We start from the raw sequence: 19,228 nt of genomic DNA on the forward strand, positions 1-19,228 counted from the left end.
GTGGATCTACTGTGGGCCGGGTGTGGTGGGTCGGGCATCCGGTAGGTCGAGCATGGCTCGACTCTACAAGGGCATCCACACATGGCGTGGATCTACTGTGGGCCGGGCATGGGGGTATCGCGCCTAGGGCACGGTTTCAAGGCGGGCACTGACGAAATCGATGAACACCCGCAGCTTCGGCAGTACGTGGCGGCCCGAGGGCCACAGCAGGTGGAAGATGCCGCAGGAATGCACGTGTTCGTCCAGCACGGTAACCAAGCGGCCGTCCGCCAGCGCATCGCGCACCGAGTGCACCGGCACGAAGGCCAGGCCGACGTGGCGCAGCGCCAGCGCCACCCGCGCCTCGATGGTGTTGGCCACCATGTGCACCGGCAGCTCCTGCGGGGTTCCCTCATCGGGCCAGTGGATCGGCCACAGTTCCAGCTTGCCGGTGCTGGGGAAGCGGTAGTGCAGCAGCGTGTGCTGCAGCAGTTCGGCGGGTGTGCGTGGCGTACCGCGGCGCTGCAGGTACGCCGGCGAGGCGACGATGCGGCGTGGAAACACGCCCAGGCGACGTGCGTTCATGCGCGAATCGCTGGGTTCACCAACACGCAGCACCGCATCGAAACCCTCCTCGATGACATCGACCAACCGGTCGCTGAAGTCGAGGTCAAGGCGGATGTCCGGATACGCGGCCATGAATTCGGCCATCAACGGCAGGGTGAGGTCGCCCACCAACGGCAGGCCGATGCGCAGCGTGCCGCTCGGTGCAGCGTGCGGTTGCGCCAGTTCGGTGCGCGCGGCATCGCGCTCGTCGAGGATGCGCCGGCAGCGTGCCAGGAACAGCTGGCCCTCGGCGGTGAGGGTGATGCTGCGCGTGCTGCGATGGAACAGGCGCACGCCCAGTGCATGCTCCAGCCGGGCAACGCACTTGCCGGCGGCCGAGGCGGAGATGCCCTGAAGGCGCCCGGTCTCGACGAAGCTGCGGGTGTCGGCGGCGTGCACGAAGGTCTGCAGGTTGGCGAGGTTGTCCAGGACTGACATGGGCGTGCGGGCGATGAAAGCAGCAGGGTAGGGGGGCGCGATCGCGGCGGGCGGCGCCGCCACCGCAACACTGTGGTGCGGGGCGGGGTCGCCGGCCGTTGCGGCCTTGCAGTTCCGGCCATGATGCCGATTGCGGACTGCACGGTCCATGATGCCCGGAGCGGCAACCGGCTTTTTGCGCCGAGCCGTGCTGCCTAACGTGGCGGGCCTCTCCCCACGGATCACCGCGATGAATGCCGCTCTTTCCCTTGAACCCGCACCGACGCTGCCCTTGGTGCAGCGGCTGCTGCAGCAGGTCCACCCCCTGCGCCTGGTCGGTGCGGTGGTGCTGGTGCGCGAGCACGGCATGCTGCGCCATGCCAGCGCGACCGGGCTGGCCGATCGCGAGTCGGCCCTGCCGATGCAGCGCGACCAGCTGTTCCGGCTGGCATCGGTCAGCAAGCCGCTGCTGACCACGGTGATCCTGCGCCTGGTGGCCGAGGGCGTGCTCGACCTCGATGCGCCGGTGCAGCGTTGGTTGCCGGAGTTCCGCCCGGCGCTGGCCGATGGCCGCATGCCGCCGATCAGCCTGCGCCAGCTGCTCAGCCACAGCAGCGGGCTGGGCTACCGCTTCCTGGAAGCCGATGCGGAGGGCCCCTATGCGCGCGCTGGGGTCAGCGATGGCCTGGATGCGAACACGCTTTCCCTGGCCGAGAACGTACGCCGCATCGCGCAGGCACCGCTCCTGTTCGAGCCGGGCAGCCAATGGCTGTACTCGTTGGGCGTGGATGTGGCCGGTGCGGTTGCCGAAGCGGCGACCGGTGAAACGCTGCAGGTGCTGTTCGAGCGTTTGCTGGCCGCCCCCTTGGGCCTGCGTGATACCGCGTTCGCCACGCGCGAGGGTGCGCGGCTGGCCACGCCCTATGTGAGCGACACCCCGCAGCCGCATCGCCTGCGCGAAGGCGAAGTGGTCGCGCCGTTCGAAGGTACGGTCGGCATCGAGTACAGCCTCGCGCGTGCCACCGACGCCAGCCAGTACGCTTCGGCGGGCGCCGGCCTGGTGGGTACCGCCGATGAAGTGATGTCGGTGCTGGAGGCGCTGCGTGATGTGCAGTGCTCCGGCCTGCTGCCGCCCGCGCTGGCGGCAGAGATGGCCAGCCCGCAGGTGGGCGAGCAGGGGCCGCCGGAACCGGCCGGCTGGGGCTTCGGGCTGGGCTTTGCGCTGCTGCGCGATGCCACTGCCAGTGGCACACCGCAGCGCGAAGGGACCTGGCGCTGGGGCGGCGCCTATGGTCACAGCTGGTTCGTCGACCCGTCGCGTGGGCTGAGCGTGGTGGCACTGACCAACACCCTGTACGAAGGCATGGATGGGGCCTTCGTCGATGAGCTGCGTGATGCGGTGTACGCCGATCTGGAGACCGTGCGATGAGTGGCCATGCCATTGATGCGGCCAGCCCGGCCGGTGAGGCCACGCGTCTGCCATGGGCGGGCCTGCTGGCGTTGGCCGGTGGTGGCTTCATCACCCTGCTGACCGAGACCCTGCCGGCCGGTGTACTGCGTCCGATGGGCGACAGCCTGGGCGTGAGCGATGCGGCGGTTGGCCAGCTGGTGAGCGTGTATGCGCTGGGTTCGGTGATGGCCGCACTGCCGATGACCGCGTTGACCCAGCGCCTGCCGCGGCGTCCGTTGCTGCTGGCCGCCATTGCCGGTTTCGTGGTGGTCAACACGCTGACCGCGCTGAGCAGCAGTTACGCGCTGATCCTCGCCGCGCGCTTCCTGGCCGGCGTGAGCGGTGGCCTGCTGTGGTCGCTGGTGGCCGGTTACGCCGCGCGCATGGTGGTGCCGTCGTTGCAGGGGCGGGCCATCGCGGTGGCGATGGTGGGTTCGCCGTTGGCGCTGTCACTGGGGGTGCCGGCCGGTACGCTGCTCGGCCAGCAGATCGGCTGGCGCTGGGCGTTCGCATTGATGAGCGTGCTGGGCGTGGGTCTGCTGGCATACGCGCGCTGGACACTGCCGGCGCTGCCGGCGGCCGGTGCCGGCCAGCGCAGCTCGCTGGCTACGGTCTGGCGTATGCCCGGCGTGCGCAGCACGCTGCTGGTGATGGTGCTGTACGTGCTGGCGCACAACGTGCTGTACACCTACATCGAGCCGCTGGCGGTCGATGCGGGTGCCGGTGCGTGGCTGGACCGGCTGCTGCTGGCGTTTGGCGTGGCGGCGATTGCCGGCATCGGGATTGCTGGCTGGGGCGTGGATCGCCACCTGCGTGCGCTGGTGTGGGCGGCGGTGATCGGCTTCATCGTGCCGGTACTGACGTTGCTGGTATGGCCGGGTGCGGCGAGCGCGCTGCTGCTGGCGACGATCCTGTGGGGCGTGGCGTTCGGCGCGGTGCCAACGCTGTTCCAGACCGCACTGGCACGCCGTGCGGGTGCCGCCGCGGACCTGGCACAGTCGATGCTGGTGACCGGCTGGAACCTGGCCATTGCCGCCGGCGGCGTGGCAGGCGGCGTGCTGCTGCAGGCCAGCGGCACACGCCAGCTGGGATGGCTGCCGTTGCTGTTGCTGGCGGTAACCGTGGCGTGGCTGCTGGCACGGCCGAAGGCGTGGGCGTAGGCGGCGATCAACGGTGACGCGGTGCCGGCCAGCGGCCGGCACTACCGTGGTCCACGCCATCCACGCATGGCGTGGAACTACTGAGCGCAGCGACCCGCGTTTGCTTTTGCTTTACTTCTGTTGATTCCGTGATGGGACGCAGTCGGAACCCGACCGCCCCGGCCAACTCCGGGATAGCTGTACGCGACCCACCACGAGGGGCTCTGCCGTTGGCCGTCCTACTCGATCCCCTCACGCTCGATCGGCACGCTGCGCGGGTTCTGCATGTGTTCGCGTGCAGCGCCGTACTGCTGCTGCCGCTTGTGGTGGAAGGCGACGAACTCATCGCGGGGCAGTGGCCGCGAGAACAGCCAACCCTGGCCGAACTCCACATGCCGGCTGTGCAGGTAGGCCAGCTGCGCTTCGGTTTCCACGCCCTCGGCCACCACCCACAGGCCCAGCTCCTTGGCCATGTCGATGATGTGCGGCGTGACCGGGCTGGTCGCGCTTTCGGTCCCGATCGCATCGATGAACGACTTGTCGATCTTCAGCGCATCCAGCGGCAGCTGTTCCAGGTATTGCAGGCTGGAGAAGCCGACGCCGAAATCGTCGATGGCCACGCTGTGCCCGGTACGGCGCGCCTGCGCCAGCATCGTGCGCGCGCGGTCCAGGTCGAGGAAGCCGCGCTCGGTGGCCTCCATCCAGATCTGCTGCGGCAGGATGCCGCTGCCGGCCATGTGCCGGGAAATCATCTTCAGGGCGCGGCCGCTGCTGATGTCTTCGGCGGCGAGGTTGATCGCGATGTGCGCGCTGCGGTCGGCCACCAGCAGCTCGCGCATGTCGCGCACCACGTTCTCGATCACCAGGTCGGTGACGTCGGCGATCATGCCGGCCTCTTCGGCCAGCGGAATGAACAGGTCGGGCCGCACCTGGGTGCCATCCGGGCGTTGCCAGCGCACCAGCGCCTCGGCGCCGACGCAGATGCCGGTGTCGAGCTCGATGATCGGCTGGTAATGCAGGTACAGCTCGCGGCGGCGGATGGCGGTGGCCAGTTCACCGCGCAGCGACAGGCGGCGCCGCGACAGCCAGATCACCAGGCCGGCCCCGGCGGCGGCCAGCAGCAGGCCCACCGGCACGTACAGCCACGCCTGCTGGCGGAACGCCGCGGCCAGCGCGGTGCGTGGCGTCGTGGCGATGGCCAGCCATTCCTCGTTGCGCGAGGTGGCGTACAGCGTGCTGTGATCCAGGCCTTCGCCGGGGTCGCGCAGCAGCGCCTGCAACAGCTCCGGATCCAGCCCGGGCTGCTGGGCCAGCAGGCGTCCATCCGGGCTGGCCAAGGCCAGCCGCACGTTCGGGTCGGCAATGACATCGACGAAGCGGCGCGGGTCCACCAGTGCGTCGTAGGACCCATACAGGATCGCCAGCACCTGGCGCCGCCCGCTGTTTTCAGGGCGCACATCCACCGCAATGCCGGCGCCATCGCTGGTGACGTGGTCCGGCGTGGGTTGATCCACGTCGGACAGGAACGGTCCCCACGAGGTGCAGCGCAGCTTGCCGCCTTCGAAGTAGCCCATCTGGTCGATCGACGGGGTGGTCATCACCAGCGTCTGCATGCGCCGCACGTGCTCCGGACTGCAGGGCACGTAGGCGCCGGCCTCGGCCGATTTCAGCGCCGCCAGTGCTTCCTGGTAGGACAGGTCGGAGCGGCGCAGGGTGCGGTCGGCGATGTCGCGCAGGCGCTGCTGCTCGACGCTGATCGCGCGGTCCCAGGTGGCGTAGGCCATGACCGCGATCGGTACGGCGGCGGCCAGCAGCGCCAGCGCGGTGCCTCCGATGATGACGCGCAGCCGGCTCATGGCCGGGGCTCCAGCGGGGCGGGCGGGGCAGGGCGCATGGTCGGGCCGGTCCTTGGGCAGGTGCGGCTATCTGAGCATGGCGCCGGGCCGGGCGGAATGGGATCAATACGGTATTCGGTCACATTGTGGTGAAAGCGGCTGACTTTGACGCAATAGGTCCATCTGGCGCTGGCGCTCGGCGCCGTGGAGGACTACCGTCGGATGCTTCGCCCGCCCCTTAGCCCGCGCCCATGACCGAGCCCGCAACGCCCCCCGAGCACCTGCGCCGCAGCCTGTCGAACCGCCACCTGCAACTGATCGCCATCGGCGGTGCCATCGGCACCGGCCTGTTCATGGGGTCGGGCAAGACCATCAGCCTGGCCGGCCCGTCCATCGTCTTCGTCTACCTGATCATCGGCGCGATGCTGTTCTTCGTGATGCGCGCGATGGGCGAGCTGCTGCTGTCCAACCTGCAGTACAAATCCTTCATCGATTTCTCCACCGACCTGCTCGGTCCGTGGGCCGGGTTCTTCTGTGGATGGACGTACTGGTTCTGCTGGATCGTCACCGCCATTGCCGACGTGATCGCGATCGCCGCCTATGCGCAGTTCTGGTTCCCCGGGCTTGAAGCCTGGAAACCGGCGCTGGCCTGCGTGATGCTGCTGCTGGCGTTGAACCTGGTGACGGTGAAGCTGTTCGGCGAAATGGAATTCTGGTTCGCGCTGATCAAGATCGTGGCGATCTGCGCGCTGATCATCACCGGCGCCGGGCTGGTGGCGTGGGGCTTCACCTCGCCCAGCGGCCACACCGCCTCGCTGTCGAACCTGTGGAATGACGGTGGCATGTTCCCGATGGGGCTGGTCGGCTTCTTCGCCGGTTTCCAGATTGCGGTGTTCGCCTTCGTCGGCATCGAACTGGTGGGCACCACCGCCGCCGAAACCGCCGACCCCGAGCGCAACCTGCCCAAGGCGATCAATTCGATCCCGGTGCGCATCATCATCTTCTACGTGCTGGCGCTGATCGCGATCATGGCCGTCACCCCGTGGCGCCAGGTGGTGCCGGACAAGAGCCCGTTCGTGCAGCTGTTCGTGCTGGCCGGCATTCCCGCCGCCGCCAGCCTGATCAACTTCGTGGTGCTGACCTCGGCCACGTCCTCGGCCAACAGCGGCATCTTCTCCACCAGCCGCATGCTGTACGGCCTGGCCGAAGAGGGCCACGCCCCGCGCGGGCTGTCGAAGCTGTCGCGCGCCGCAGTGCCGGCCCGCGGCCTGCTGTTCTCATGCCTGTGCCTGCTGGGCGGCACGTTGCTGATCTACCTGATTCCCAACCTGGTGACCGCCTTCACCCTGGTGACGACGCTGGCGACGGTGCTGTTCATCTTCGTCTGGTCGCTGATCCTGGTGGCCTACATGGCCTATCGCCGCCGCTACCCGGAGCGCCATGCCGCGTCGATCTTCAAGATGCCCGGCGGCGTTGCGATGTGCTGGGCCTGCCTGGTGTTCTTCGCCGGCGTGCTGGTGCTGCTGAGCCTGCAGGGCGACACCCGCCAGGCGCTGATCGCCAGCCCCGCGTGGTTCGTGCTGCTGGGCGTGGGGTATTGGGTGCGGCGGAGGGCTGCGAAGTAGCCCGGCGTTTCCGTTCCATCGATTGATCCATTGTCTCCGGACGTTTCATCCACGCATGGCGTGGATCTACTGCTCGTCGCAGGAGACTGTCCAGGGCGGGTGGGTGTGGCGCGGCAGGACCGTTGGCGCCATGGATGGCGCCATCGAGCCCCCATGGATGGGTTCACGGCGTGTCCTGCCGGGCCACACCCACCCGACCAACCCTCAACTGCCCAGCGCTGCTCTGGATGTTGACGTTGCCTCTGCAGGTGCAGGGCGCAGCCCTGCCGACCCCCATTCACCCAACATTAGCGGGCGCCGCCGGATCATCCGGCCGCCATGTCCCGTCGCCCCCTCCTGCTTGCGCTGTTGCTGCTGCCCAGCCTGTGGCCCGGGCTGGCCGCCGCGCGCACCGTCTATCGCTGCGTGCAGGGCAACACCGTCAGCCTGGCCACCGCCCCGGAACCCGGCTCGCGCTGCACCGCCAGGGAGATCGACGACAACGCCATCCAGACCCCGAACCTGTGGGGCAACATGGGCGTGTTCAGCGGTGTGCTGTACGAGCGCGAACAGGACGGGGCGCTGGTCTACTCCACGCGCAACCTGCCCGGCTCGCGGGTGTTCCTGAAGTTCACCGTGGCCACGCCGCCCGGCGAGCCGGCGCATGAAGGGTTGGGCAAGGTCGGCAAGCCGCAGCTGGCGCAGCACGCCAGGCAGTTCAAGGCCGCGGCCAAGGCCACCGGCGTCGATGATGCGTGGTTGCGTGCGATCGCCCACGCCGAAAGCAATTTCGATGCGCTGGCGGTATCCAGCAAGGGCGCGCAGGGGGTGATGCAGCTGATGCCCGATACCGCGCTGGAATACGGGGTAAGCGATCCGTTCTCGCCGCAGCAGTCGATCGAGGGTGGCGCGCGCTACATGCGCGCGCTGTTGCGCCGCTACAACGGCGACCGTCCGTTGGCGGCGGCCGCCTACAACGCGGGCATCGGTGCGGTCACCCGCTACAAGGGCGTACCGCCCTATGCCGAAACCCTGGCCTACGTGGACAAGGTGATGGCCCTGTACGCGCGCTACCGTGAAGCGATGGGCATCCGTACCGAGGTGCCGGCGCGCTAGCAGGCACTCAGCGCGAGGTGGAGGTGCTGACCAGGTCGTAGCGCTCGATGCGGCCGACGCGTGCCACCTCGGCCTGTACATCCGCACGCTGCTTGAGTGCGCGCCAGGCGGCATCGATGCGTACGTCGCCCGGCAGTGACGGATAGGTGCGCATGTCCTGCAGGCTGGCCAGGGTTTCACCGCGTTCCACCGGCGAGCGCAGCTGTTCGATCAGCACGGCGGCGGCACCGTCCAGGTTGCCTTCCTCCAGCAGCATTTCGCGATGGAACAGGCGGGCGTCATCGCGCTGGGCCAGGATCACCGCGCGCGCCGCATCGCGCGCCTTGGCATCGCCACGCTCGCGGGCGGCGGCAAACTGCAGCAGCGCCTGCGCGGCCTTGCCGTAGCCGGCGAGGCCCGGCATGTCATTCACGGCCTGCGCAGCGTCCTGCATGCGGCCCAGCGAACTGAACACGAACCCGACATTCATCTGGTGCTCGACACCATCCGGGCCGAGCGCGCCGATGCGTGCGGCCTGCTTTGCGGTGGCCAGCGCCTCATCGGTGCGGCCCAGCCGGCGCAGCGCGGTGAGCCGGCTGTTGAGCAGCCAGGCAACCCATTCCGCTTCCGCGGCGGAAGGTGATTCGCCGTTGCGAGCCGCACCGGCCATGCCCTCGGTCAACGACAGCACTTCCTCGTTGCGGTCCAGCATCAGCAGGGTGGTGCTGAACTCGGCCATGCGCGCATCCAGTGCGCGGTCGAGCAGGCCGGAGACGCGCAGTTGATCGAGGTGGCGCTGTGCCGCCTGCACCGGATCGAAGCGCGCATCGCCGCGATCGACATAACGGTCGAAGCGCTTGTCGCTGCGCAGGCGGATGATCTCGGCCGGGCTGTCGATGCGCGCCAGCGTGGCTGGGATGCCGTCGCCACGCCCGTTGTCGGCCTGCAGCGTGGCCAGCGCCAGCCACAGCCCGGTGGGTTCCAGCCCGCCACTCTTCCAGCCGTTGTCGAACAGCGCCTGCAGCAGGTCCATGCGCTGCTGTGGCTGGTCACGCAGGCGGTACTGCAGGTAGTTGATGGCGTGGTGATCGACCGGCAGCGGTGCGTCGGCATGCTGCAGTGCCTTCACCAGGAACGTGGTGGCTGCGGCCGGCTGGTTGTCCGACAGTTCCACCGACACCTGGGTGAGCAGGACCTGGGCATCCTCCGGCAGGGCCTCCTGCGCCCGCTGCAGGTAGCGGCGGGCCTGGTCCGGCTTCTTCTGCATCAGCGCGGTCCAGCCGGCCACCTGCGCGGCGCGGCCACGATGCTCGGCATCGAAGTCGTCCAGCAGCGGATCCTCCATCAGCCGCTCCATGCTGATCAGTGCGCCCAGCGTATTGCCGCTGCGCGCCTGCTGGATCGCTTCGTCCCAGCGTGTGGCGTACGCCGCATGCACCGCATCGGCGGTGGCGGAGGGCTTCTGCGGGGCCACCGTGATCGAGGCGGTGGCCGGTGTGCTCGCTAGTGTCGCCAGCAGCAGGGCGGCGAGGGGGATGATGCGGGGCATGGAGGATCTCCATCCGTGGGAACCGCATTGAACCTGCTGCAGCCAGTGAGAACAAGCATGGCGCATGGAACTCTGCTGTTTCCCCGTACGATTGGCCGTGGCGGATCGCAGCTTCACCGTCTATTGTCGGTGCCTCTTCAGGCAGGAGCAGCGCAGCACGATGGCACGGTGGCAATGGATGGTGGCAGGGGTGGCGTCTGCAACGGCGGTGGCATTGGCAGCGACCTGGTGGGAGGCGCCGCTGCACACGCTGGCCGAGCCGGCGGGCCCGGCGCCCACGCCATTGGCCTGGACCGCACAGATCGAGCCGTTGGCCGGCGACGGCCATCCCGGTGACCGGGACGGTGGATCCGCGCAGGCACGTTTCGCCGACCCCTACGCGCTGCTGCGCAGTGCCGATGGCAGCATCTACTTCACCGATGCCGGCGACAACAACCGCATCCGTCGCCGCCTGCCCGATGGACGTGTTGAAACCGTGGCCGGGCAGGGCGAGGGGCGCGTTGATGGCCCGGCACTGCAGGCCAGTTTCAATACCCCCTCGGGCATTGCTGCTGATGCGCAGGGCAACCTGTACGTGGCCGACACCGGCAACCACGCGATCCGCCGCATCGGCACCGATGGCCAGGTGACCACGCTGGCCGGTGGCGAACAGGGCCATGCCGATGGCCCCGCCGCGCAGGCGCGGTTCGATGCGCCGATGGGCATCGCGGTGGACGCGCAGGGCCAGGTCTACGTGGCCGATACGTTCAACGATCGCATCCGGGTGATCGGCACCGATGGCAGCGTGCGCACCCTGGCCGGTGGCGATCGACCCGGCTTCGCCGATGGCGTGGGTACCGCCGCGCGTTTCGATACGCCGGTGGCGCTGGCCTTCGATGCACACGGTGCGCTGCTGGTGGCCGACCTGTTCAACAACGCGGTGCGCCGGGTGGGGGCCGATGGCACGGTCAGCACCGTGGTCGCCGCCGGTGGCGTGATCAATGGGCCGCTGTCACTGGCCACCACGCACGACGGCGTGCTGTACGTGGGTGACCTCGATGGCCGCATCGTGCAGGTGACGCCGCAGGGCCACCAGATCGCGCTGGTCGGCAACGGTCGCCTGCCGCGCCTGGCCCGCCCCAGTGGCCTGGCGATGGATGCCGATGGCAGCGTGCTGGTGGCCGACGCCGCCAGCTACCGCCTGCACCGCCTGCGCCCGTTGCCGGTGGGCGACCTGCCGGCGCCGGCATTGGTCGGCCCGGCCGCCGATGCCGCGTTGCCGAAGACCGGGGGCCGTTGGCCGCTGGCACCGCAGGAGGGCTGGCACGAAGTGGTCGGCACGCTGGGCGAAGTGCGTGGCAACTTCAGCGGCGAGAGCCGCCACCACCTGCACGGCGGCTTCGATGTACGCGGTGATGTGGGCCAGACCGTGCTGGCGATCGCCGACGGCAAGATCAGCAGTCCGGTGGCGGCCTGGAACCTGGGCGAGCAGGCCGAGGGCCTGGCCGTGGACCGTCTCAAGTACATCCACATGCGGGTCGGCCGCACCCCGCGCGACCAGCCATTCGATGCGCGCTGGCAGGCGCTGTATGACGAGCAGGGCAAGCTGGAGCGGATGCGCGTGCGCCGCGGCATGCGCATCCACGTCGGTGACCGCCTGGGCAGCATCAACAACCAGGCGCACGTGCATCTGGCGGTGGGTACGGGCGGTTTCGAGACCAACGCGGTGGCGCTGGGCTTCCACAACTACGCCGACCACTTCGCGCCGCGCATCACCGATGTGGCGCTGCTGGACGACAACGACCAGCCGATGGCGGCGGGCAGCGACGGCGTAGTGATGGTGGCGCGCCAAGGCCGCGGTGTGCAGATCGTGATCGAGGCCTGGGACCAGGTCGACAACAACCTGCCGCGTCGCCGCCTGGGCATGTACCAGGTGGGCTACCAGATCCTCGATGCCGGCGGACAGCCGCTGCAGGGTTACGAGCAGCCGCGCTGGAACATCGTGTTCAACCGCATGCCGCCGCAGAAGGAAGCGGTGCGCGTGGCCTACGCACCGGACAGCGGCATCACCGTGCATGGCAGCGCGGTGACCCGTTTCCGCTATCTGGCCACCAACACCGTGCGTGATGGCCTGATGGAAACCGGGCGCTGGCAGCCGGCGGCGCTGCCGCCGGGCGAGTACATCGTGCGCGCCAGCGTGCGCGACTACAGCGGCAACGAGGGCGTCGGGCCGCGCGAGATCAGAGTACGGCTGCTGCCATAGCCGCAGCCGGGGCGCCGCAGCGTTCGCGCTCGGCGTCCATGTCTTCCAGCGGCCGCACCTCGATGCTGCCGAAGCGTGCCCAGGGGAAGTCGCGGGCGATGCGCATGGCTTCGTCGCGGTCGCGGGCGACGATCAGGTTGAAGCCGGCCAGCAGTTCGCGGGTTTCGGCGAACGGGCCATCGAGCACGCGGCTGTGGCCATCGCGCACGCGCAGGGTCTGCGCGGTGTCGACCGGCTGCAGCTTCTGCGCGGCCAGCAGCGTGCCTTCGGCCTGAAGTTTGTCGGCGTGGGCGAGGCAGTCGCGCATCAGCGCGTTGAATTCTTCGGTAGGCAGCGCCTGCAGCAGCGCAGGCTCGATGTAGATCAGAAGCAGGTACTGCTGCATGGCACGGTCCTGGCGGGGGTGGGGTGCCCATGATGGCGCAGGATGGCGCGTGGGCATGTTGCAGCGCGGGAGGCGCGCCTTCGGCGGGGATCGGCGAACGGCGGAGCCCCTCCGTGGTGGAGCTACAGCGTGATTCTTGGGCTTGGCCGGGTGGGTAGGCGGGTCGGGGGACGCCGTAAACCCATCCATGGGGGCTTGGCCGCGGCATCCATGCCGCGGACACCCCCGCCCCGCCTACCCACCCGGCCCTGGACAGGTTCCTGCGGCGTCCACCACAGAAAATCACAAGCAAGAGCAAAAGCGGGTCGCTTCGCTCGCAAAGCCGAGGCCGCCAGCCAACCGCCGTTGTTGTTGCCTTTGCTTCTGCCTTTTTTCTTGATCTTCCCGTGGTGGGTCAGCCGCAGAGATCTGTCTGGGGCCGGGCGGGTGGGGTTGGCGGGGTATCCGCGGCATGGATGCCGCGGCTAAGCCCCCATGGACGGGTTCACGGCGTCCCCGCCAATCCCACCCGCCCGGCCCATCCTCAGAAACCCAGCTTTCAGCGACCAACCCACCCCACCACGGAGGGGCTCCGCCGTTCGCCGACGCCCGCCGAAGGCGCGCTTTCCGCGGAAGAAATAATTTTCAAAGGACGTGTCGATTCCCAGCCCCCTGGTTCGTTGTACCCAGTGAAGGGCACGCACCACGCGTCCCCACGGGAGACCGCAATGAAAGTGATGGTGATCGTGAAGGCCAACGCCGAATCCGAAGCCGGCCGCATGCCCAGTGAACAGGAATTGTCCGAAATGGGCGCCTTCAACGAACAACTCGTGGCCGCCGGCATCATGCTGGCCGGTGAAGGCCTGCACGCCACCCAGCGCGGCCGCCGCATTCACTTCGGCGGCGCGGCACCCAAGGTCGAGGCCGGTCCGTTCGGGCCCGCCAGCGAACAGATCGCCGGCTTCTGGCTGTGGGAGGTGCGCTCGCTGGACGAGGCGGTTGAATGGGCCAGCCGTGCGCCGTTCGGCAGTGGTGGCACCCTCGAACTGCGTCCCTTGATCTCCGCTGAAGACTTCGGCGAAGCCTTCACCCCCGAATTACAGCAGCAGGAACAGCGTCTGCGTGCACAGCTGGAAGGTTGATCCGATTCATCTCCCTGCCGAGCTCGACCCGGCGCTACCGCCCTGAACCACACCACGGAGTATTGCCATGAGACTGATTCCCTTCCTCGGCTTCAGCGGCCAGGCCCACGACGCGATGGCGTTCTACGCCAAGGCACTCGGTGGCCAGGTCACCTCGGAAATGAAGTACCGCGACATGCCGCCGTCCGATGGCATGCCCGGCTGCAACGAGATGCCGGCGCAGACCCTGGACCACGTTGCGCACAGCCAGCTGGAGATCGGCAACGCCATCGTGATGGCGGCCGACGGCCCCGGCGGCGGCGAGGGTGGCTCGACCACCATCAATGTCGACGTCGACAGCATCGAAGAAGCCGAACGCGTGTTCGCCGCGCTGGCCGAGGGTGGCCAGGTGCAGATGCCGATCGCCGAAACGTTCTGGGCACACCGCTGGGGCATGCTGATCGACCGCTACGGCAAGCCGTGGATGGTCAACTGCATGAAGCAGCCCTGATCCCTCTTCTTTTCATCCACAAGGAGCTTCACCGATGAGTGCACCGCAACCGCAGATGATCTTCGTCAACCTGCCCGTGCAGGATCTGAACGCATCCAAGGCCTTCTTCGCCGCGTTGGGCTACAGCTTCAACCCGACCTTCACCAATGACGATGCGGCCTGCATGGTGATCAGCGAGAGCATCTTCGTGATGCTGCTGACCCAGCCGTTCTTCAAGCAGTTCACCACCAAGACGATCGCCGATGCACGCAGCCAGACCGAGGTGATCACCTGCCTGTCGGCCGACAGCCGCAAGGCGGTGGACGTGATGGTGGACAAGGCACTGGCGGCCGGCGCCAGCGAACCGCAGCCCGCGCGCGACTACGGCTTCATGTACCAGCGCGGCTTCCAGGACCTGGATGGGCACCTCTGGGAAATCGCACACATGGACGGCGAGCCGGGCTGACGGCCGCCGCAGGGAGAACCCTCATGGCTTACGTGGATGCTTACGTGCTGCCGTGCCCGCAGGACAAGGTGGCGGCCTACCGCCGCCTTGCCCGCAAGGCTGGCGCGGTGTGGAAGGACCATGGCGCGCTGCAGTACATGGAATGCGTGGCCGACGATGTGGAACCGGGCAAGAGCACCTCGTTCCCGCGCGCGGTCAAGGCGAAGCCGGGCGAAACGGTGATCGTCGCCTTCGTGGTGTTCCGCTCGCGCGCGGCACGCGATCGCATCAATGCAAAGGTGATGGCTGACCCGCGGCTGGCGTCGCTGGGCCCGAAGGACATGCCGTTCGATACCCGGCGCATGTTCTGGGGCGGCTTCAAGCCGATTGTTGAAGCGTGAGCTGCGGCGCTTGTGCGGGCCGGGCGTGCGTGCTGTGATCGGCGCATGCTCGAGCCCGCACTGACGCAGCGTCTGGAAACCCTCTGGCGGATGGAGTCGCCAGTGCTGATCGCGCGCCTGGCGCGGCTGCTCGGTGGCGATGTCGGCCGTGCCGAGGAACTGGCCCAGGACACCTGGCTGGCCGCGCTGGAGCGTTGGCCGGAGCAGGGCATCCCGGACAACCCCGGAGCCTGGCTGATGACCACCGCGCGCAACCGTGCCATCGATGTGCTGCGCCAGCACCAGCGGGTGGCGCAGCAGCACGCGCAATGGGGCGAGGAACTGCATCCGGCGGCGCTGCCAGCACCCGATGACAGCAAGGCGTTGGAGGATGACCTGGGCGATGACCTGCTGCGGCTGATGTTCGTGGCCTGCCATCCCGTGCTGCCGGCCGATGCGCGCGTGGCACTCACCCTGCGCCTGCTCGGTGGCCTGACCACCATCGAGATCGCGCGTGCGTTCCTGCAGCCGGAGCCGACCATCGCCCAGCGCATCGTGCGCGCCAAGCGCACCCTGGCGCAGAAGCAGGTGCCCTATGAAGTGCCACGCGCGGAGGCAATGCCGGAGCGCCTGGCCTCGGTGCTGGAGGCGATCTATCTCGTGTTCAACGAAGGCTATGCGGCCAGTGCCGGTGATGACTGGATGCGCCCGGCGCTGTGCGAGGAAGCACTGCGGCTGGCCCGCATCCTGGCGCACCGGTTGCCGGTGCCGCCGGTGCTGGGCCTGCTGGCGTTGATGGAACTGCAGGCCTCGCGCGCAGCGGCGCGCGTGGATGCGCAGGGGGCACCGGTGCTGCTGGACCAGCAGAACCGCGCGCGTTGGGATTGGCTGCAGATCGACCGCGGGCAGCAGGTGCTGGCGCGCGCGCTGGCCATCGGTGGCGACCAGGACCCCTATGTGCTGCAGGCACGCATCGCGGCCTGCCATGCGGCTGCGCGTCGCGCTGACGCCACCGATTGGCCGCGCATTGCTGCGCTCTATACACAGCTGCTGCAGGTGCAACCTTCGCCGGTGGTGGCATTGAACCGGGTGGTGGCGATCCTGCGCAGCGATGGTGCCTTCGCCGCGTGGGCGCAGCTGCAGCCACTGCTGGTCGATCCGCGCCTGCGCGACTACGCGCCGCTGCAGGTGGTGCGCGGCGAGCTGCTGCAGGCACTGGGACGGGAGCAGGACGCGCGCGATGCATTTGCCGAAGCCGCCCGGCTCAGCCAGAACCAGGCCGAGCGCGGACTGCTGCGGCAACGGGCGGGCCTGCCCCCCACGGAGTGAATCGACAAAGGCAGCACTTGTCGGCGGGCCCGTGAGCGGCTATGTTTCGCGCCCAGCGGACGCATGAGCGTCCGCGACCCGTGCGTATTGACCGAGGAGCGGTTGGATGTATTCAAGGACGAAGAGCGCATCGCGCGCTTTTGCGCGCCTGCTTGCCTGTGCCCTGTGCCTGGCCGTATGGCCGATGGCCGTGCAGGCCGCGGACAAATCGCAGCAGGCCTATTGGGCCGGTTTTGCCTATACCGCTGACGCTGCCGCCGTGCAGGCGACCACGCCGCATGCGCATGCGGTGCTGGAACGGCGTGGCCTGGTCCCGCTGAACCAGACGCTGGCGCAGTCGCTCAAGCGCCGTGCACCGGCGCACCTGGAGCTGATCGACCAGCCGGTGGCGATGCTCGACGGCACCACCAGCGCCACCGTGCTGGCCGCTGCGCTGGATCGCGAGCTGGTCTCGGTCGAACCGATCGGCGACCAGTACAAGGTGCTGGTGGAAGTGGCGCTGCAGGCGCTGTTCTTCGACTTCCGCGAGCGCCAGGTGATCGCCTCCTATCCGCTCACCCTGCAGCGCATCGACGTGCAGGACTACCGTCCGGACAACGACGATATCGACGCGATCGTCGCCGATCTGCTGTACGGCGGCGCCGATACCAGCCTGTCGCAGGTACTGGCGGCCAGCCTGGCGCAGGCGCGGCTGCCCGACGCCGCCATGCGTCGCCTGCAGGTGGGTGGGGTGACCCTGTCCGACGCGGTGCGCGCCAAGCTGCCCGACCCGAAGTGGGATGCGCCGCTGCGCGCCACCCTGGCCCATGAGCTGTCCAAGACGCTGTCGTCCAACACCGGCGTCGGCCTGCTGCCGCCGGCCTCGGGCCAGGCGATCGGTGGTGCGATGGCCGCCCGCTTTGCCGACGGCAAGGTCTACCAGCTGAAGATTCCCGAACCCGACTACGTCATCAACCTGCAGGTCGATGCACTGAAGAACGGTGTGATCGAGGAAACCCCGGCAATGAAGACGATGCTGTTCGGCGCCTTCTTCACCGCCAAGGTGACCGAGCCGTTCTCGGGCAAGGTCTATTTCGAACAGCCGCTGCGCAAGGGGGCCACCAAGGTGGTGCCGGTCACGCAGTGGCAGGTCGACCAGTGGTCGGCCAGCTACGAAACCCTGCTGGCCGGCTTCGACGCCTTCGCCGGCGCCGCCGCCAAGCGTGCCGACTCGCGCGCCTGGCTGGACGAACAGAAGCCGGGCGGCCGCCCGTTGCAGCAGCAGACCCAAGCCCTCCAGGAGTTGATCAAGTCATGTCGTTGATGCGTACCATCCTGCTCATCCTCATCGCGCTGGTGGTGGCCTCGCCGGTCGCTGCGCAGACCGCGAGTTCGCGCGGTACCGGCTCGGCCAGCTACGGCCTGCGCCTGAGTGCCGACACCCGCGCCCAGGCCCTGAACAAGGCCAAGGTCAATGCCCTGGAGGCGTACATCGCCGAAACCGGTGCAGCCAAGCTGCGCCTGTTCGAAGCACGCCGCGCCGAGTTCATCGGCGAGATCGACCGCTACGTGCTCAGCGCGGTGCAGTTGTCGGACACCGAAGACAAGAAGGCCAAGACCTACAGCGTCACCGTCCGCGCCGAGATCAACACCACCCTGCTGCAGACCAAGCTGGACGCCGGTTCGGCCGTGGCCGGTGCCACCGCTGCGCAGCGCTCGCTGCTGACCTTCCTGTTCATGGCGCGCTCGCAGGACACCGTGCAGTCGTTCCAGGACAAGGAATACCGCCGCGTCGACGCCAGCAGCAGCTACAGCGAGAACACCCGTGAAGGCGACAGCTTCCGCGGCAACTCGGTCAGCACCAACGGCAGCATCAACCAGAACGGTTCGGTGTCGGTCACCAGCGGCGGCAGCACCACCGCCCGCGCCGACAACATCACCTGGAAGGTGGCCAACGCCGCCGAGGTCAACACCGCGATGACCGGTGCCTTCAGCGCCGCCGGCTACGAAGTGGTTGAAGCCGAATACGTGGAAGGCGAGTCGCGCGGCCTGCTCAGCATCGAGCGCATCCGCAAGGACTTCAGCACCGGCAACGACCTGGCCCCGGCCACCCTGCGCGACACCGCCAACGGCATCCGTGCGGCCAACATCCCGTACATCGCCGTCGGCACCCTCGACGTCGGCATGCGTGACCGCGATCCGGCCAGCGGCAACACCCGCGTGTTCGTCACTGTCACCGGCAAGGTGCTGGACGTGACCGGTCGTTTCCCGCGCACCGTGTCGTCGGTCGGCCCGGTGCAGTTCTCCGGTACCGGCCCGAATGAAACCGTGGCCCGTACCAATGCCCTGCAGCTGGCTGCCGAAAAGGCCGCCCAGCAGATGATCAACGAACTGAACGTCAAGGCGGTCCGCTGATCCGCCCCCCCGGTGGGTGCCGAGCTCGCTCGGCATCGCCCGGGGTTACCGATTCCCCACGTGCCGCACCGCGGCCGTCTCTCCCAAAGGACTCTCACATGATCCGCAATACCGCTCTTGTCCTGGCCATCGCGGCCGCCACCCTGTCGATGCCGGCCCACGCCGGCCTGGGCAAGCTGAAGGACCTGACGGGCGCCTCTACCGGCTCCTCCAGCAGCACTTCCAGCGCCGCCGCGCCGAACGAAGCTGCGCAGGAAGCACTGGTGCGTCGTTTCGTCAGCTCGCAGTCGCACTCGCTGCAGGCCCAGACCTCGTTCGCCCGTGCCTTCGGCCTGGCCGAGCAGGTGCAGCTGCTGGAAGCCGAGCGCCAGGCGCTGTCGTCGGGTTCGGTCAGTGTCGATGCGATGAAGAAGTCGGTGTCGGTCAGCGAAGCCGCCCAGGCCGCGATCGACGAGCGCCAGGCCGCGCAGCCGGAGCTGAACGCTGAATCCAAGCAGCACTACGCCGAAGGCCTGGTCTCGCTGCTGTCCTCGGCGGCCGAAGCGCAGAAGCTGGGTGGCGAAGCCAGCAACTTCACCGCCGGCATGAAGAACCTGGGCGCGACCCAGATGGCGACCGTCGGCCGCAAGCTGGCCGCTGGTGCATGGGTGGCCAAGGAATCGCCGGGCTTCATCCAGGGCCTGTACGGTTCGACCAAGTCGGCCGTGACCTTCGCCAAGAAGAGCAAGGTCAAGGTGCCGTCCAACGCCGACTCGATGCTGGGCCAGCTGGACAAGATGAACTGATCCG

Annotated in this window: 17 protein-coding genes; 13 read left to right on the plus strand and 4 right to left on the minus strand. The window is 68.4% G+C overall.

What is annotated here, in order from left to right:
• Positions 1–123: 123 nt before the first annotated feature.
• Positions 124–1,023 (minus strand): LysR family transcriptional regulator, encoded by a 900-nt coding sequence (locus AB1281_RS22400; protein WP_430347089.1) that lies wholly within the window; start codon positions 1,021–1,023, stop codon positions 124–126.
• Positions 1,024–1,252: 229 nt separating this feature from the next.
• Here AB1281_RS22400 and AB1281_RS22405 point away from each other — a divergent pair, with 229 nt between their 5' ends.
• Both AB1281_RS22405 and AB1281_RS22410 read left to right on the plus strand, forming a co-directional pair.
• Positions 1,253–2,431 (plus strand): serine hydrolase domain-containing protein, encoded by a 1,179-nt coding sequence (locus AB1281_RS22405; RefSeq protein ID WP_430347090.1) that lies wholly within the window; start codon positions 1,253–1,255, stop codon positions 2,429–2,431.
• Positions 2,428–3,612 carry an MFS transporter gene (locus AB1281_RS22410; RefSeq protein WP_430347091.1) on the plus strand — a complete coding sequence of 395 codons (1,185 nt, stop codon included), beginning with the start codon at positions 2,428–2,430 and terminating at the stop codon, positions 3,610–3,612. Before AB1281_RS22405 ends, AB1281_RS22410 begins: the two co-directional genes overlap by 4 nt.
• 218 nt (positions 3,613–3,830) lie before the next feature.
• Here AB1281_RS22410 and AB1281_RS22415 read toward each other — a convergent pair whose 3' ends face one another.
• Complete coding sequence (locus AB1281_RS22415) at positions 3,831–5,447, minus strand: EAL domain-containing protein (protein WP_430347092.1); 1,617 nt, start codon at positions 5,445–5,447, stop codon at positions 3,831–3,833.
• Positions 5,448–5,677: 230 nt separating this feature from the next.
• Between AB1281_RS22415 and cycA the strand changes: the two genes are divergently transcribed.
• Positions 5,678–7,051, plus strand: coding sequence for a D-serine/D-alanine/glycine transporter (gene cycA / locus AB1281_RS22420; RefSeq protein ID WP_049444868.1), 1,374 nt, complete (start codon positions 5,678–5,680; stop codon positions 7,049–7,051).
• Positions 7,052–7,369: 318 nt separating this feature from the next.
• Positions 7,370–8,146, plus strand: a complete 777-nt coding sequence (locus AB1281_RS22425) for a lytic transglycosylase domain-containing protein (protein ID WP_101764844.1) — start codon at positions 7,370–7,372, stop codon at positions 8,144–8,146.
• A 7-nt stretch (positions 8,147–8,153) separates the two neighbouring features.
• Here the strand turns inward: AB1281_RS22425 and AB1281_RS22430 are convergent, their stop codons facing one another.
• Positions 8,154–9,674 carry a hypothetical protein gene (locus tag AB1281_RS22430; RefSeq protein WP_430347093.1) on the minus strand — a complete coding sequence of 507 codons (1,521 nt, stop codon included), beginning with the start codon at positions 9,672–9,674 and terminating at the stop codon, positions 8,154–8,156.
• Positions 9,675–9,834: 160 nt separating this feature from the next.
• Between AB1281_RS22430 and AB1281_RS22435 the strand changes: the two genes are divergently transcribed.
• Positions 9,835–11,916 (plus strand): NHL repeat-containing protein, encoded by a 2,082-nt coding sequence (locus AB1281_RS22435; RefSeq protein ID WP_430347094.1) that lies wholly within the window; start codon positions 9,835–9,837, stop codon positions 11,914–11,916.
• On the opposite strand, the gene AB1281_RS22440 is transcribed toward AB1281_RS22435, so the two are convergent.
• Positions 11,894–12,301 carry a YciI family protein gene (locus AB1281_RS22440; protein ID WP_005412102.1) on the minus strand — a complete coding sequence of 136 codons (408 nt, stop codon included), beginning with the start codon at positions 12,299–12,301 and terminating at the stop codon, positions 11,894–11,896. The two genes, AB1281_RS22435 and AB1281_RS22440, sit on opposite strands and share 23 nt — an antisense overlap.
• Positions 12,302–13,008: 707 nt before the next feature.
• On the opposite strand from AB1281_RS22440, the gene AB1281_RS22445 reads away from it, so the two are divergent.
• The 8 genes from AB1281_RS22445 (at position 13,009) to AB1281_RS22480 (ending at position 19,224) form a co-directional block, all read left to right on the plus strand.
• The gene (locus tag AB1281_RS22445) at positions 13,009–13,422 is read left to right on the plus strand and encodes a YciI family protein (protein ID WP_430347095.1); all 414 of its coding nucleotides are present in this window, start codon (positions 13,009–13,011) and stop codon (positions 13,420–13,422) included.
• 67 nt (positions 13,423–13,489) lie between these two features.
• Positions 13,490–13,912 carry a VOC family protein gene (locus AB1281_RS22450; protein ID WP_014035813.1) on the plus strand — a complete coding sequence of 141 codons (423 nt, stop codon included), beginning with the start codon at positions 13,490–13,492 and terminating at the stop codon, positions 13,910–13,912.
• Between the two features lie 34 nt (positions 13,913–13,946).
• Positions 13,947–14,357, plus strand: a complete 411-nt coding sequence (locus AB1281_RS22455; protein ID WP_049398323.1) for a VOC family protein — start codon at positions 13,947–13,949, stop codon at positions 14,355–14,357.
• Between the two features lie 23 nt (positions 14,358–14,380).
• Positions 14,381–14,737, plus strand: coding sequence for a DUF1428 domain-containing protein (locus AB1281_RS22460; protein WP_014645774.1), 357 nt, complete (start codon positions 14,381–14,383; stop codon positions 14,735–14,737).
• Between the two features lie 45 nt (positions 14,738–14,782).
• On the plus strand, positions 14,783–16,045 hold the full coding sequence (locus AB1281_RS22465) for an RNA polymerase sigma factor (RefSeq protein WP_430347096.1): 1,263 nt from the start codon (positions 14,783–14,785) through the stop codon (positions 16,043–16,045).
• 106 nt (positions 16,046–16,151) lie between these two features.
• Positions 16,152–17,348, plus strand: a complete 1,197-nt coding sequence (locus AB1281_RS22470; RefSeq protein ID WP_075675486.1) for a hypothetical protein — start codon at positions 16,152–16,154, stop codon at positions 17,346–17,348.
• Complete coding sequence (locus AB1281_RS22475; protein WP_014035818.1) at positions 17,339–18,439, plus strand: hypothetical protein; 1,101 nt, start codon at positions 17,339–17,341, stop codon at positions 18,437–18,439. Before AB1281_RS22470 ends, AB1281_RS22475 begins: the two co-directional genes overlap by 10 nt.
• 98 nt (positions 18,440–18,537) lie before the next feature.
• The gene (locus AB1281_RS22480; RefSeq protein ID WP_014035819.1) at positions 18,538–19,224 is read left to right on the plus strand and encodes a hypothetical protein; all 687 of its coding nucleotides are present in this window, start codon (positions 18,538–18,540) and stop codon (positions 19,222–19,224) included.
• The last annotated feature ends 4 nt before the right edge of the window (positions 19,225–19,228 follow it).

Source organism: Stenotrophomonas sp. NRRL B-14846, assembly GCF_050473585.1.
Lineage (GTDB): Bacteria > Pseudomonadota > Gammaproteobacteria > Xanthomonadales > Xanthomonadaceae > Stenotrophomonas.